The organism is Algoriphagus sp., assembly GCF_024642405.1.
Classification (GTDB): Bacteria; Bacteroidota; Bacteroidia; order Cytophagales; family Cyclobacteriaceae; genus Algoriphagus.
The window spans coordinates 1-15,307 of record NZ_JAHEBC010000069.1 but is presented as its reverse complement, the minus strand read 5'-3'; the positions used below and the strand labels follow the sequence as shown (position 1 = coordinate 15,307).

Annotated in this window: 9 protein-coding genes and 1 pseudogene; 5 read left to right on the top strand and 5 right to left on the bottom strand. The window is 37.0% G+C overall.

Annotated features, from left to right (window positions below; translation table 11 throughout):
• The 5 genes and pseudogenes from Q0L68_RS07560 to Q0L68_RS07540 all read right to left on the bottom strand — a co-directional run.
• Positions 1-341 (bottom strand): annotated as a pseudogene (locus tag Q0L68_RS07560) (subclass B1 metallo-beta-lactamase); the annotation flags it as partial.
• Between the two features lie 106 nt (positions 342-447).
• Entirely contained in the window at positions 448-3,456 is a 3,009-nt protein-coding gene (locus Q0L68_RS07555; RefSeq protein ID WP_296701340.1) for a PVC-type heme-binding CxxCH protein, read from the bottom strand.
• Positions 3,457-3,625: 169 nt separating this feature from the next.
• On the bottom strand, positions 3,626-5,419 hold the full coding sequence (locus Q0L68_RS07550; RefSeq protein ID WP_296701339.1) for a hypothetical protein: 1,794 nt from the start codon (positions 5,417-5,419) through the stop codon (positions 3,626-3,628).
• 174 nt (positions 5,420-5,593) lie between these two features.
• Positions 5,594-8,257 carry a HEAT repeat domain-containing protein gene (locus tag Q0L68_RS07545; RefSeq protein ID WP_296701337.1) on the bottom strand — a complete coding sequence of 888 codons (2,664 nt, stop codon included), beginning with the start codon at positions 8,255-8,257 and terminating at the stop codon, positions 5,594-5,596.
• Between the two features lie 266 nt (positions 8,258-8,523).
• Positions 8,524-9,909: a metallophosphoesterase family protein gene (locus Q0L68_RS07540; RefSeq protein ID WP_296701336.1), complete on the bottom strand. Its 1,386-nt coding sequence runs from the start codon at positions 9,907-9,909 to the stop codon at positions 8,524-8,526.
• Between the two features lie 450 nt (positions 9,910-10,359).
• Between Q0L68_RS07540 and Q0L68_RS07535 the strand changes: the two genes are divergently transcribed.
• The 5 genes from Q0L68_RS07535 to Q0L68_RS07515 form a co-directional block, all read left to right on the top strand.
• Complete coding sequence (locus tag Q0L68_RS07535; RefSeq protein WP_296701334.1) at positions 10,360-11,079, top strand: hypothetical protein; 720 nt, start codon at positions 10,360-10,362, stop codon at positions 11,077-11,079.
• Positions 11,080-11,088: 9 nt separating this feature from the next.
• Positions 11,089-12,921, top strand: a complete 1,833-nt coding sequence (locus Q0L68_RS07530; protein ID WP_296701332.1) for a CHAT domain-containing protein — start codon at positions 11,089-11,091, stop codon at positions 12,919-12,921.
• Positions 12,922-13,240: 319 nt separating this feature from the next.
• Entirely contained in the window at positions 13,241-13,831 is a 591-nt protein-coding gene (locus Q0L68_RS07525; RefSeq protein WP_296701328.1) for a hypothetical protein, read from the top strand.
• A gap of 1 nt (position 13,832) precedes the next feature.
• Positions 13,833-14,519 (top strand): DUF2490 domain-containing protein, encoded by a 687-nt coding sequence (locus Q0L68_RS07520; protein ID WP_296701326.1) that lies wholly within the window; start codon positions 13,833-13,835, stop codon positions 14,517-14,519.
• A 209-nt stretch (positions 14,520-14,728) separates the two neighbouring features.
• A partial coding sequence (locus tag Q0L68_RS07515; protein WP_296701324.1) for an ABC transporter permease occupies positions 14,729-15,307 on the top strand: 579 nt, incomplete at its 3' end.

The following is a 15,307-nucleotide window of genomic DNA, read 5'->3' as shown; positions in this document are numbered from 1 at the left end:
TTTAATCCTCCCAAGCAATCCCAATGGAAGTGTGTGGCAATAACTCCTTTGACTTTTGCTTTTTGGTTTTTTTCCAGCCAATTGATCAATTCCAGACTTGCTTCATCATTAGCAGGAGTGTCAAAAACTAGGGCTTCTTTTTGGCTGATGACTATCATTCCGTTGCATTCTACATTTCCAAAATCCTCGGTATTCAAGTAACTGATGTGGACAAAAGTATTTGGACTGATTTGCTCGATTTGAAGGGTTTCGGATTCGTAAACAAACTCAGATTGCTGAGCTAAAAGAAGCTTTATGGGAAAAGTAAAAAGTAATGTTAGAAGGCCTAATTGAATTTTCATTCTTGAAATGGGATCTGAAGAAGTTTGATATGATCTTTAAGAGTCTAAAACAAAATCCCAGCCTATTTTCATAAACTGGGATTTGTTTTCAATTGAATTGTAAAAATTACTTTCTCAAAGTTTCCAGATAGCTAACCAAATCAACAATCTCCGTTTCTGAAAGCGGGAATTTCGGCATGAGCGATTCATCCTGCTGAGTGACACTTTCCACATCTACCAACTTGTAGATTTTCTGTTCCCCGCTTCCAACCAATTTCACTACCAAGTCATTTTCTGTTTTGGAATTGACAATGCAGGTGAATTCAGTACCATCTTTCATTTTGACCAATTGGGTTTCATAGCCAAAGCCCATACCCTCAGATGGATTGATAATAGAATTCATGAGTGCTTCTTTAGATAATTTGTCTCCTATCTCAGACAAGCCTGGACCGAAATCAATACCTTCATTTCCGATTTTATGACAGGCTAAACAATACCCGGAAGCAATGGTTTTTCCATTTTCCACTGAACCCGTGGCAGCAACCATTTTGGCTATATCGTATTCACTTTTAGCAGAGTCGCCAAAGAAGTCATTTGCCTCTGTACGAATGCTTCCATTCCATGAAGAAAGGAGGATTTTCTGCGCAATTGGAAGCATGTCTGCCGGGATTTTATTGGTTTTTGCAAGCTCCCATAGGTAAGGTTCTGAGTTATATCCCTTTGCCGCTTCTGCTGCTGCAGTTCTTATTTCAAGTGATTTGGACTCGTCTACATAGTATTTTGAAAGCATTTTAGCCATTGCCTCATTATCTATTGCTCCAAATTTCTTAATGGCTAAAATCGCTTTTTCTTGATCTTTATTTTCAAAAGCCTTCTCGATGTCATTCATTCCATAGAGTGAAGCATAGATATTTGCTGCCATCTGAGAATGCTGATTGTTATCACTTTGGTAAACCAAAGCTTCCAACCGATCCTTGTCATCTTTCAATTGATACTTGCTGACGATATCCAAGAAATCCCTGTCATCAGAAATTTCAATAGCAGTTTGCTTTGCTAAGGATAACACTTGATTATCCGGCTTATTAGGGTCAAAGTTGATTTGCCTCAAAATAATCAACTGATCTTCTTCAGGTGCATTTGCCAAAAGAGACTTCAATGTACCATTTTTCTCTGCTGGATTTTGAAAATCCAATGCTCTGTAGAAAGCTTGATTATTTCTGCCAGGTTGGGTAAGAATGATTTTCCCTAAAAGATCAGCTGTATTTTTTGCTCTAGATCTCCAAACAATGTCTTTAGCAGCCTGACTTTCCATCCATCCGGAACCGGCATTTCCCAGATAAACTGGTAAATATTCATCCCAAAAACCTTCTGCTGCGATTCCCAAAGCTTCCAAATACCATCTGTCCCCAGGTTCATAATTGAAAGCCAGTTTTTGCCAAACCTCAGAATTTTCTTTGTAGCGAATTGATAATGCAATTTCTCTTCTTACTGCTGAGGATTCATCTTCAGCCATTTTCAGTAAAAAGTCCGTGTCATCCATTTTATTGTTTCGATATGCCCTGACGGCAGATACGCGGATATTCTCATCTGCATCAGTGGAGGCAGTTTTGATATAATCATTTCCGTTTGGTAGTTTGGTCAAAACCCAGAAAGCCCTTGCGCGCATTCTGCTTTCACCTTCAGCAAATAGTTTTTCCAAAGCGTCTTTTGCTTCGGCTCCTTTTTCTTGCAAAGCCATAAATGCCTTGAAGTGTGTTGCTCGATTCGGGTTTTGTAATAGCTTGATCAGGGATGGAATAGATGAATAATCAGGCTTCTCAACTTTATATTTCACTCCTTTTGGAGCTACTCTATAAATTCTTCCTTTATCTAAATCGCCCATCGCATGGCCACCCACTCCTGGATCGTACCAATCGGAAACAAATAAAGATCCATCTGGCGCCACTGTTACATCCGATGGTCTGAACCAGTTGTCACGAGTATTTCCATCCAGAATATTGATGATTTTAGCATCGAATCCTGCACCATTTGAAGTAATAGGATAAGACCTAACAATGTTTGGTCCTGCATCGGAATGGATCATTTGATTTTGATACTCTTCAGGAAGTAATTTCCCTTCATAAATCAATATCCCCGTTGGAGAACCGGCATAGGTTTGCAATAAATTTGGAACTACACCTGGATCATTCAGGTGCCAATGTTGTTTGTAAATAGAATCCTCCATGTTGATTCTTCTTGCTCTCCAATCTTGACCGGTTATTTCATCTTTGAAACCATAGTTTCCATAATCCATCACATAATTGATTCTGGTACTTCGGTTTCCGTCATCATCATTATCGGATTGCCACATTCTACCATAGCTGTCAGTTGCGACCTCAAAGTTGTTTCTGAAGTTCCAAGCCAAAACTTCAACATCCGATCCGTCTGGATCCATTCTGAAAACCATTCCTTCACGGTAGGGTTGGGTTTGGCTATTGACAGGTCTGCCTAATGGATCGAGAATAGGAGATCCGTCCGCATAATGGATTCCTTTTCCTTCATTGCCATAATTGAAATATAATTTTCCATCAGGACCAAATGTAAAGGAATGCATCCCATGATCGTGTTGCACGCCTCCTACACCTTCGAATAAAATTTCTTTTTTCTCTGGCACATCATCGCCATCAGCATCTGTGAAAACATAGACATATGGGCTAACGGAAACATACACCTTATCTCCAAAAACTGCGATTCCCAAAGCGGCATTGATGTCATTTCCTTGATAAAATACTTTAGATTCATCTGCAACACCATCGCCATCTGTGTCTTCCATGATCAGAATCCGATCTCCTTCTCCTCTGGTAGGATTTCTTGGATTCAGAGCCGTTCTATAATTATAGGCTTCAGCAATCCAGACTCTTCCTCTATCATCAATATCCATATTGGTGGGGTTGGACATCATGGGCTCAGAAGCAAAGAGTGTTAAGTCCAAGCGATCATCGGCAACGACTATTCCGTCTACCGCATATTCAACTGATCTTTTTTGCTCGTCAGTCAATTGCTGATAGTCTTCATCAGAAAGTTTTGCTTTTTGAGGCTCAGAACAGGAAAAAATAATACCCGTTACTAGGGCAAATAAATAAATAGGCTTTTTCATAAATGCTAGGTTTTTGGGCAAAATCCAATTGTTGAAACAAATCCAATTTCTAAAGTAAAATATTGTTGGCATTGAACCAACCTAGGCTTAAGGATTTATCAGAAAGAAAAGAAATAACAAAAAAAATCCCTGTCTTAGTAAAACAGGGATTTAAAAAAACAACTTTAAATTAGATTAAATTGGGTTTTAATAAGTATAACTCTTGTTTTAAGGTTTGTAATTGCTCCTTCATTTTCCAGTAAATTTCTTCAGAGTCAATTTGTACAGATTTTAGCAGGTCTTGATAATATTCTATTCCCTGCTCTAGATTATTTCTGAATTTTTCCAAATAGTTTTCCTGCTTTGAAGAAGGGCTTGATACCAGTTTTTGAAATTCCTGTTTCAGATGGCCTACATATAACTGGGCTTCTTTCACAAAAACATGGGGTCGATCAGGGTCTAGATTAAGATTCAACTTTCCGTAAATATGAGCCACCATTTCTTTGAGACTGAAAATACCTTTAAAATAAGCTAGATTAGGGCCTGGGCAAATGGTAACAGCGTTTAGATTTCTACGAGGCATCGTTCCATTTGATAAGATTGCCGAAGCACTTAAACCTTCACATAAACAATCTTTTTCCTCAATTTCCTTCATTTGATCTATGGATATTTCACCATTTTGGAATTGCTTACTTTTTAGATTTTGGTATTGTCTGGAAGCAGTGCAAATTGGTTTTTCGGTAAATTCAGTGCTGAAGGAAAGGAATTTTTTAAAGCATGGACTTCCTGGTCTATTCTTCTCGATCCGTTCTTTTCTTTGAATTTCTCCGCTACTAGTTCGGAGATTATTAAAAGGAACTCCCAATGGGGATGCATGGCTTAGATAGAAGTCGGATTTTTTTGCATTAATGATTCTTTGTAGGGTGTCATTATCCACAGAAGTTGCTTCGGGAACTAAAAGAAATGGGCTACCCCAACCAGTTCCATCCAGCTCATAGTAATTTCTAAGGAAAATATCTTCCTTCGCATTACCAATTCCACCTTGATAGGTGATCTTAATCCTTGCTTGATTCAAAGAAACTTCGATTCCTTTTTCTGATAAAGCTTTTTGGTAAACTTCAAAGAGAGATTCTTTGAGGGTAGTTTTGTTACTTTTAAATTCCTCTAAGATGGGGCCTATTAAAAAGCCATCTGTTGCAAATGCATGTCCACCACAGTTTAATCCTGATTCAATCCTAAATTCTGAAACCCAGAGTCCTTTTTTGGCAAGGAATTTACCTTGAATCAAGGCTGATCTATAATCTGAAACTTTTAGGATAATGCCCTTTTCAGGATCCTTATTTCCTTCCGGAAAAAAACAATTAAATTTTTCTGCATAGCTGTATAAAGCTGGATTTAATCCTGCTGAGAATACAACCGATCCATTTATTTTAGAATTGGCAAACCCGCGAAGGGCAGAAAGGGCATCTGAAAACTCTCTTGGAAGAATATCGCCTTGTGTATCATAATTAAGTTTATCCACTTTAGTCATGATGTTCACGTCAATCGCTCCGGGTTGAATCAATTTTTTGATATTTTCAAAAAGGGAAATTCTCTCTGGTCCAGTTGTCTGAAGAAATTCAGTAATAAGGGATTTTAAGGGATTCTCTTCAGAAAGTAATTCTGAATAATCTTCAAGTAATTCGGTATTTTCTAAACTTTGATTTTTGATTTTTTGAATTTGACTTTCTACAATATCAAAAGTCAGATTTAAAAAAGCCGTAATTCTTTTGGCACGATAGTCCTCTTGATTTTCTGAAATTGCCTCGAATAGAATCCCATATTTTTCAGAATAAATCCTTCTCATATCCTCTAACAAGTGATCATCCATAATCGAAATCACACTGGAAATACCAAATTTGGCAACTTTCAATGGACTGTCAACAGTGAATCCTAATCCCATAACAGGGATATGGAAAGAATGTGGGGATTTTGCTTGAATCATATTATTACATCTGAAACGAAGCCCCAAAATTACTTTCTAAAAGTTTGCATAAAGATGTTTTCGGGCTGGCTTTACTCAGGACTCTAGGTGATATATATCAGTTTTTTCATAAAAAAAGGCGGGAAAAACAGATTTCTCTGCTTTCCCGCCCTTTAAGATTACTTTTGCCCTTAATTATTTTTGTTGCTGGAGGAAGGTGATTAAAGACGATAACTCCTCGTAAGATAGAGAGTTAGCCAATCCAGCTGGCATAATTGAATTCTCCATTTCTTTTCTGCTTTTGATATTCTTTTTAGCGATAGTTGTAGGATTGCCTGTGATATCGCGAAGAGTCAATTCATCAGCTGATTCTGCAGTAACAAATCCCATATAAGATTTACCATCATTGGTATCGATCAAGAAGGAAGCAAAACCCTGAGAAATCGAAGCATTTGGTTTTAAAATAGATTCTGTGATTTGGTCACGATTCATGATAGATCCGATTTGACCCATGTAAGGGCCTTTCATTACCTGTCCTTTTTCAATACTATGACAAGCAATACAACCTTGGCTAGTAAACAAAGCTTTTCCTTTTACAGGATCACCTTTTACTTCGCCCATTGCTAAGATCACATCTTCTATTGAGGATTGGCCTACCTGACCTTTCTTATTTTTAATTGCTTCAAAATCGACATTGGTTTCTTCTTCTACCACTACTTCTTCTACCACAGTACCCAATTCTGCAATTTCCATTCTGTTGCGATCATTAAGACCTGCAAAGAAATTCCTCTTTGAAGGGTTAGCGTTACTCAATTCCTGTAAAAGGAAATCTTTGATTTTTGTAGATGCTTCCCATTCAATCGCTTTGTAGTATGGGCCATGGGTGTCTGGCCTTGTACTCCACCACCAGCTTCCATCATAGGGAGCTTCTTCTTTGTAAAGACGAGAAAGAGTACTTAATACTTCATCCTTCAATTCCTGATCCTCTGATTTCTCATATGCAGCAATTAACCCATCAACTGCCTTTGGATCATGCATATAGCGAAGAGCCCAAAGTGCTAATTTAGGATTAGAATTAATAGCCTCGACGGTTGCGTCCACAGCATTTAATTCAACCAAAGATCTTACAGCCAGGTGAGATAAAATGATTTCTGAATTCGGAGTCGCATGAGGGCCTTCTTTTCCTGGTTCAGGGATTTTTGCAGAAGCAGGAGCTTTAATTTCTAATAATCTTTCAGCAGCTTCTTTCTTTCCAAGTCGACCTAAACCAACAATGGCAGCTGCTTGAACTCTTGGATTTGCATCTTGAACTGCTGCAATGAATGGTTCTTCTGGAACAGTTTGTAAGCAGGTTTTTCTGTCTGTCAGAGCTCTCAAAGCAAATTCCCGAATTTTATCTTCCTCACTTAATTTTAATAATTCTTCAATACCACTAGCGCAGGCTGCTTGAGCATAGGTATAAATTCCTGCAACTCGGTTTTGGAGGGGGAGAGACTTGTCTTTAGCTATTTTCAAAGCAACCATAGCAGCTTCATCAGATGCTCGGGTCAACAATTCTTGTTGTGCATGAAACCGAGTCACTGAATTATCAGCTTTTAAAAGTTCACCTAAATCTTCCACTGAAGCGGAATTCAGATCGGGAAAAGGTTCATAATTCCAATCTTTTGGAACCACTTTTACTACGTATCCTTTATCAGGGTTTCCTCTATAACCAGCACCATCCCATGCTGCCATAAACATCCTTCCGGATCCATCTAAATCAACATCGGTAATTTGAGATAATTTGATAAAGTTCTCATCTTTTTGAGTGAAACCAGGGCCATCCATGGTTACTCTGTGAATGTACAATTGACTTTTTCCCCAATCTGCCATCATCGGCACATGATTGTAAGCGGCAGGCCATCTACTATCATCCATGAAATAACTACCTGTACCAGAACCTCCTCCTAAATCTGCTAAAGCAGGAATAATTTCATCTGTAAAATTTTTGAATAAGGTAGGGTATCCAAATTCACCGCTTTGAACATAATGTATGAAACGGATATTCCATCCACCGCCATCATTGGTGTTGCCTCGTGTATAAACGTTCATGAATGGATCTATCGCTACATCATAAATATTTCTAGTACCATGAGCATAAACTTCCATTTCTGTACCATCAGGTCTTACCCTTACAATCCCTCCACCCAGCATAGTCATCTTCTTTCCAGACCTATCTTCAGCTTCATGGAATCCAAAATCACCTACAGCTATATATATCCAACCATCTATTCCCATCCGGATGCCATTGGTAGCATGGTCAGTTCCTCTGCTTCTTAAGGATGAGGGAGAACATATATTTTTAATCAATGGATTTGCAGGGCCATCAGCTACGCCGTCCTGATCTTTATCCAAAAACTCGACTAAGTCCATTCTTTCAGCCTCACCTGTCGTCTCATTGAAAACGGTGTGTAACACAAAAACCTGATCTCCAACAGCCATGATACCTCTTGGATTATCCACTTTTACGAATTCAGAATGAGTTTCGTAGGTGCCATCATTATCGCTGTCGATAAGCTTGATGATACTCCCTTTACCAGGTTCTTTTCCGAGTGATCCCATCATATCCACACCAACAAAAACTTCTCCCGTTGGCAAAACAGCAAGACAAGCAGGACTAGGAACCAAGTCCGGTCCGGCGATATTTGTCATATCCAATAAGGTGCTGTCTGGAGGTACGTTATTTGGATCAAAACCGGTTGGACTATAATATTCTTTTAGTTCCTGATTATCAACTGTTGTTGCGGGTTTGTATTTAGAGCATCCAACTAGCAGTGTAAATGCAAAAGCGCTGAATAGGGTTATTTTAGTTTTATTCATACTAAAAATATTAATAGGTTTCATTTGATGATCTTTATCCTCATTTTCTAACTTTCAAATATAAAGGATTCAAATACTTTAAGGCTTAACCCACATTCTTTCATTACTTTATTTAAAGAGGGTTTTTGATGAATGGTCTCGATTTGCTGGATGAGTGGAAGTTTTTTCATAGGCGATATACCTAATATTGAGTTTATCGGAATGGAGCAAAAACCTTGACTGTTTCGGTAAGGGTGTTAAAGAGTATTATAAGAAAAGGAGGAAGGTTAATTTTGCCCACTCTCAATTTTCTCATCAATTGCTTTTGCTCTCAGTTCGATAAATTTATTTGGCCCATTTACTGTTTTGATCAACTCAAAAGAATCATATAACTCACCAATGGCAGTTCGGCTTTCAAAGATCAGGTGATCCCCTTTGATGGTGATTACTTGAAACAACTGAAGATTCTCACCGCTCCTGTCTTTAGTGGCACCTAATTCAGTCCAGTCTCCTCCAACTTCATACATTTTTCCTCCGCTAACAGAAACTACATAGACTGTTCCGGTTTGGTCTCTAAGATTTACTCCTTCCAATATGTTTTCTCCTGGAGAAACTCTTCCTCTCGCATAACTATGATCATGCCCTTGAAGAGCTAGATCAACATTGTATTTATCAAAAATAGGTTTCCAGATTTCTCTTAAAGTTGCATTATCTCTTCCCGAGGATGCAGAATACATGGGATGGTGATAAGTAATGATTTTCCACTTTTGCTTGGTGTTTTGAAGTAAGTTTTCAAGCCATTCAGCCTGTATTTCTAAATCTTTGTTGCTATTCAAAGCGATGATTCTTGTGTCTTGGTAATCCATATAATAGACTGTCTCTTCCAATCCCTCAGGTCCATTTTGAGGAAGCGTAAATTGAGGGTTCCATTGCAAGGATAAGCTTCTTGTTTTAGCTTCCATCTCGACAGAATCCTTCGCTCTATATTCGTGGTTCCCTGGCGTTGGAACTGATGGAATCATACTATGGATAAAGCCTCCAGCAGTAAACCACTCATGCCATTCTTGTTCCCGGTGAGCTGAGTTTATTAGATCACCTGCATGAATAAAAAACTTAGCCTCTGGCGCAGTTTTAAACCCTTCTCTAATCAGTCGGGACCAAAGCTCTAAAATATAATTCTGTGCATCTCCTACATATAGAAAGGAGAATTCCTTATCTGGATTTGTAGAAGCAGTTTCAAATTGAAACCATTCACTCCATCTTTCTCCATCACCCACCCGATAGCCATAAATAGTTTCCTCTTCCAGTCCTTTGATTTCCAAAGAATGGTAATGGGCTAAGACCTCCGCGGTAACTATTTCACTTGCATCAAAGACTTCTGTTTTAGCAAGAAGAGTCTCTTTGTTTTGCCAAAATTTCGGGTCACCACTAGCCTTTGCTATTTCAACATAGGCAGAATCAATTTCAATGGATGTTCTCCAGGTAATGTTGATTTCTTTTGATGGGTTTTGCCCAAAATTCAAAATTATTCTGTCTGGATATTCGCTGGGTTTACTCCAATCAGTATGGAATTTTGGCTCTTTGTATTCCACTTTTTGTTGTGAAAAACCAGGGATATTAAAAAGAAGGAGTGTTGCAAGGCAGAGTAGGGATTTTCGTATATTTTTTTTCATTGGTTGGATCATGTTGGGACTCATTCTCTAAGTTATGTTTAAAAATGATTTTCTTTTTTAAGAATGTGTAATACTTCATATTGAATAGATGAAAACTAACATAATGGTAATTTTGAGATTCATCTTGTGTTCTTCAATCTAGCCCTATGAGTATTACCGTTTTTTTAAATAGCTGAAAGTAATAAGATCACATAACTAAAACTAAGTGACAATTTCAATTTTGATCTGATACTGTTTAGCCTAAAATATGACTAAAAAAGTAACCGTAAAAAAGAAATAGGGTCTGTTACTTACTTTAGCAGAATATATTTTTTGATAGTGAACTTAAGAATTGGATTCTATGATGGAGAAATGAGATAGAGAAAACAGAATTAATCTAAAAAAGGAGGAGATTAATTTTTTCGAATGTAAATTGATGGAATTGAATTTTTAACTTTTAACAAAAAAAATATGGGTGGTTTAGCACAAAAATTTAATGAAGTTTTACAAAAGGAGCTTAATCTACATGCTGCTTGGTTTCCGATTACTAACACATTTCAGATTGGTGATTTCGGTCTTTTTGATGATGGATTGTTTAGAACTGTAGGAAATATTAAAAGGGATTATCCTGAAATTGAACTAGTTATTGATAAAGGTACAGAGGCTTCGATTGATTTTAAATCGGATGGTACTTCGATGCAATCACTAAATGCTAATGGTGAAGCTGCAACACTTGGATCATTGGGAAATGCTGATGCAAAATTACTTTTCAAGTTTACCCAAGAAAATTCGATGGTTTTAAAAGCCAAAATGACGAGTGATGAATTGAAAAATATCGATGAGGTAGGAAGAAAACTTTCATTGAAAGATTCATGGAATAAAAAATACAAAGTTGTTTCTACTGTTTATAATGGTGAAGGCAGCGTGATTATTTGCTCCAAAGAGGCTGGGACAGAAATATCAATATCCGCTGCAGCAAATGTTTTAAAACAAGTCGAAGGAGGAAAAGTGGATGGAGCATTACAAATACAATCCAATAAACAAAGCGTCTTCTCTTCTATTGGCGAAACAGGAATTATTGGTTTAAGATTTTTTAAATTAAAGTGGTTAGGCCAAGGCGTCAGCGTCTTAGCAGAAACTCAAGGAGAAGTGGAGGTTGAAAAAGATGTTATAAACGATGATGATTTTTAAAGATATTCTATGCAGTCTATTTTAATAGAATATCTTCGATTTGATGATCTTGCTACAGGTGTTTTGATGCCTGAAAAATCTTATTTAAGATTGAAGGCCTCAGAACCTGTAGGAAGTGTTAAAATCACCATCGGACATAAAGAATTGCTTCAAAAACTATATGATCTTCGTTATGAAGGTGATTTTACACCGGAAGAAAAACAGGAAAAAATAGTTGAGCTCTCTAAACTTATTAAAAGTTTCATGGCTGATTTTTCTACCGATGAGGAAGGATCGATTCAAATAGATTTGGTGCTGAATCCTTCTGAGTTGGGATTGTTGCCTTTTGAACTTTTACTTGATGACCAAAATGAACCTTGGTTTACAAAAGAAAATAAAGAGGTAATTCTAACAAGGAGAATACGGCAGAATTTTATCGCGAAGGAAGAAAAATGGCCAATTGTACCGAAGGTTCTTTTTGTCTATTCTAATCCCACCTATGGGAGTTTTCGTGAAGTGCCATGGAAACAACATAGAGATTATCTAAGGTGGGCTTTGAAACCATGGATTTCAGAAGATATGGTTCAAACAGACGAAAATGATGTTTTGACAATAATCCATGATGCGAGTCTAGCGGACCTAAAAAATAAAATTGGTGAAGCAGACCAATCAGGGAAACCCTTTACTCATATTCATATCTTGGCACATGGAACTGAGATAATAGAACCATTTGATAGAGAATTTGGAGTTGCTCTAAGTAATGAAAATCAAAAGCCAACGAAGGTTGAGGAGTTTGTTACAATTTTTGATGAATTGAAAGTAAAGCCATTTACAGTTACGTATTGTATCTGCGATAGTGGAAATTTTATTAGTCCGATCAGTGGTGAAAAAAATATTGTCCACTCAACTCATAAAAGAGGAGTCCCCATAGTAATAGGTTCCCAACTCCCACTATCATTCGGTGGAGCCAAAGTGATTGTCAGAGACTTTTATAATTCATTGCTAGGTGGAGAAGATGTCAGAAGAGCAATTCACAAAACCAGATGTAATTTATATTCAACATTAAAAGAAACCCATGACTGGATGAGTATGGTGGCTTATGTGAGATTGCCTGAAGGTTATACCGATTATTTGCTTGAAAATAATATAAAAAGGGAATTGGCAGCTTTAAAAACCATCAGGTCAAATGCTGATCGTTTAATAGAAAACCAAACAGGGACAATAGATGATTTTGATACTTTAATAAATGATTTAAACTCACGAATCAGAGTTTTAGCTACACAGATTGATAATGATAATGGACGCGATAGCCAATTGTCTCTCGAAATGGTAGGTTTGATGGGGAGTACCAGTAAAAGATTAGCAGAAATATATTATTACAAATCTAAACTAGGCGATGCGGTTAGCTCAGAATTAAAATCCGAGCAAAGGAAAAATCTTGAAGAATCTCTGAAATCGTATAAGAAAGCCTCTATCTCTAATTTGTCACATCATTGGTCTTTAGTGCAATTCATAAGTTTGCATTATGTATTAAATGGGAAGGTTTTAAAAAAGTTTGTCACTGCTGCAGAAATTGCAATTGAATATGCGATAAATGAGAATCCAAATGAAATATGGGCCTATGGATCTCAATTGGAGTTGGGGTTATTGATGAATCAATCTGAGGGTAAATTAAAAGCTACGCTGAATAAGCTGGTGGAACAGGTAAAGAAGATGGCTGCCTCAGAAAATTTTCCTTTACGCTCTACGCACCTTCAATTGATGCGCTACAAGGAGTGGTGGATTAAGGATAATGGGTTTTTTGAATTAAAAGAAAGAAGCAAATTAGAAAAGCTGATTTCTGAAATTGAGTTGACTTATTGATCTTTTCTTTGTTGATTTTGGATTGTTGTTTTTCTCAATTTCCCACCCTCCATTTCTTGTTAAACTTAGAACATCAAGATATTTGGGGTTTATTTCGAAGTTTTAGTGGCTGTTAAATTATTTGAAATTGGATGGATCTAATTAATTGGTAGTGAAATTATTGAGCGAGCCTTTTTTTCAAACCTGATTGTTTTAAGAAATAACTTTATAAAGTTTAGGCACTATTTAAGGTCTAAGGCTAAAAATAACTTCAAAAACTTAAGCCTTTTCTGGAGATGATCGTATCTAATTGAATTAGCGATAGCTAAAAACAAAATCTATGATAAAGATTGTTTTAAGGCTTATTTCTTTGCTGCTTTTTTTTGGGATGATCAACTTGTCTGCTTTTGCTCAAGATAAGATCGAGCGAGAGCTGCGAATAAAAGAAACAGAAGTCCCAAAAGAAGCAAAAGATTGGCTCAATGATGCTTTTGAAACCATCAAAAAACCGAAATGGTATCAGGAATTATTCGAGTCTGGCTATTCCTACGAAGCTAAATTTAAGCTAAAAGGTAAATTTTATAGTGTAGAGTTTGACTCCCTGGGAAATATCCAGGATGTTGAGATCGAGATAAGTGTGGAAGAGCTTCCAAATGAAGTTCAAACTGGCTTGAATAAACTTCTTTCTGCGGATTACAAGAATTCGGATATAAAACGGATTCAAATTCAGTATTCTGGTGAACCGGATGATTTGGAAGATTTTTTTGATGAAAATAGTTTGGAAGGAATCTTGACCCGTTATGAAATAGAGTTCATAGGTCTTGATGAAGCAGGAGATTCCAAACTTTGGGAGGGCTTATTTTCTGACAAAGGGGAGCTTATCAGAAAGCGTAAAATCGTTTTGACACCAAGTGAAAATCTGATTTTTTAAAATGGGAAGGATTTACTTAATCATCTTCCTACTATTTATGAGTGTTGGCAATTCTTTTAGTCAGGATCGTCAGTTTTTTTCTGGATTCTTTCCAGAAGCTGCAATAACCAAGAAATTGAAGAACGATCAAAAAATAATTTTTAAGATTGAGCATCAGGATATTTTCTACAACAACTCCGCTGATGAAAGTAAAGAATGGCAATTCACACATTACAGAACGGATCTGATGAGTTTTTTTGATGTCAAATTAAAACCTTCGAAAAGTATTGCTTTTGGGGTTTTTCATAGAATTCAGGAGGGGGCAAATTCCAATCGTGTCATTCAGCAATTTGCTTCTGTAAATCGGCTGAGAGGAATGAAACTAGCACATCGACTCAGGACGGATCAAACCTTCACCAAAGGTGAGTCGATGGAAGTCAGATTTCGGTATAGGATCGCAACTGAGATTCCGCTTTCTGGAAGTACTTTAGATCCAGGGGAGCATTATTTGGTCTTATCAAATGAGCCAATTTTCAGTTTTCAAGGAGGAGAGTTTGAGATCGAAAATCGCTTGGTTTTCTCATTAGGTAAACTGATCAATTCCAGTCAAAAACTTGAATGGAGTATCGATTACCGAACCGATAAATTTATACAGGAAGGTTTCCGAACCCGCCTATGGGCAAAGGTTGGGTACTTTTATAGTTTTTAGGTTTTGTAATTCCCATAGCAATAAGTAGGTTCCGAACATAAGAAACTTGTATTTAAAAGCTAAGCTTCCCTTTTGCCCAATAATGGGATGAAATTGTTCGATTTTGAACGTGAGTTAGTTAGAATCGTTGTTTTTGGCTATAAAAGAACTGTTTCTTTGGCATGGTTTTATACTTTATAGGAGGTATTCATTTTGAATTTGTATAAATCATGATCCGTAGTTTTCTCAGAATTAGCCTAAGGAATTTGGGCAGATATAAAATGCATACCCTGATCAATCTTGTTGGTTTGGGAACAGGAATAGCAGCAAGTATTTTTATCCTATTATGGATTTCAGATGAATTGTCCTATGATGATTTTCATGAAAAAGGTGACCGGATATATTCTGTCCTTATCAATAATCAACAGAAAGATGGAAGAATAGATACCTATGGGACCCCTCCGGCTTTATTAAGGGATAAACTGCTAGATGATATTCCTGAAATTCAAAGTGCTGCGCGTTATAGCTTTGAAACGGAATTATTATTAAAAGATGGGAAAGATTCCTATCAGGAAAAAGGGATTTATGCTGACCCATCTTTTTTTGAAATTCTGAGCTTTCCGCTTACTTCCGGTAAGGATAATAGCCCGTTGAAGGACAAATATACCATTGCGATTTCTCAGAATTTGGCAAGTAGGATTTTTAAGCAAGAAAATCCTGTAGGAAAGAACATTATTCTTCAAAATGGCCTGGCAGTATCGATATCTGATGTTTTTGAGAATGTTCCTCAGAATTCATCTCTTCAATTT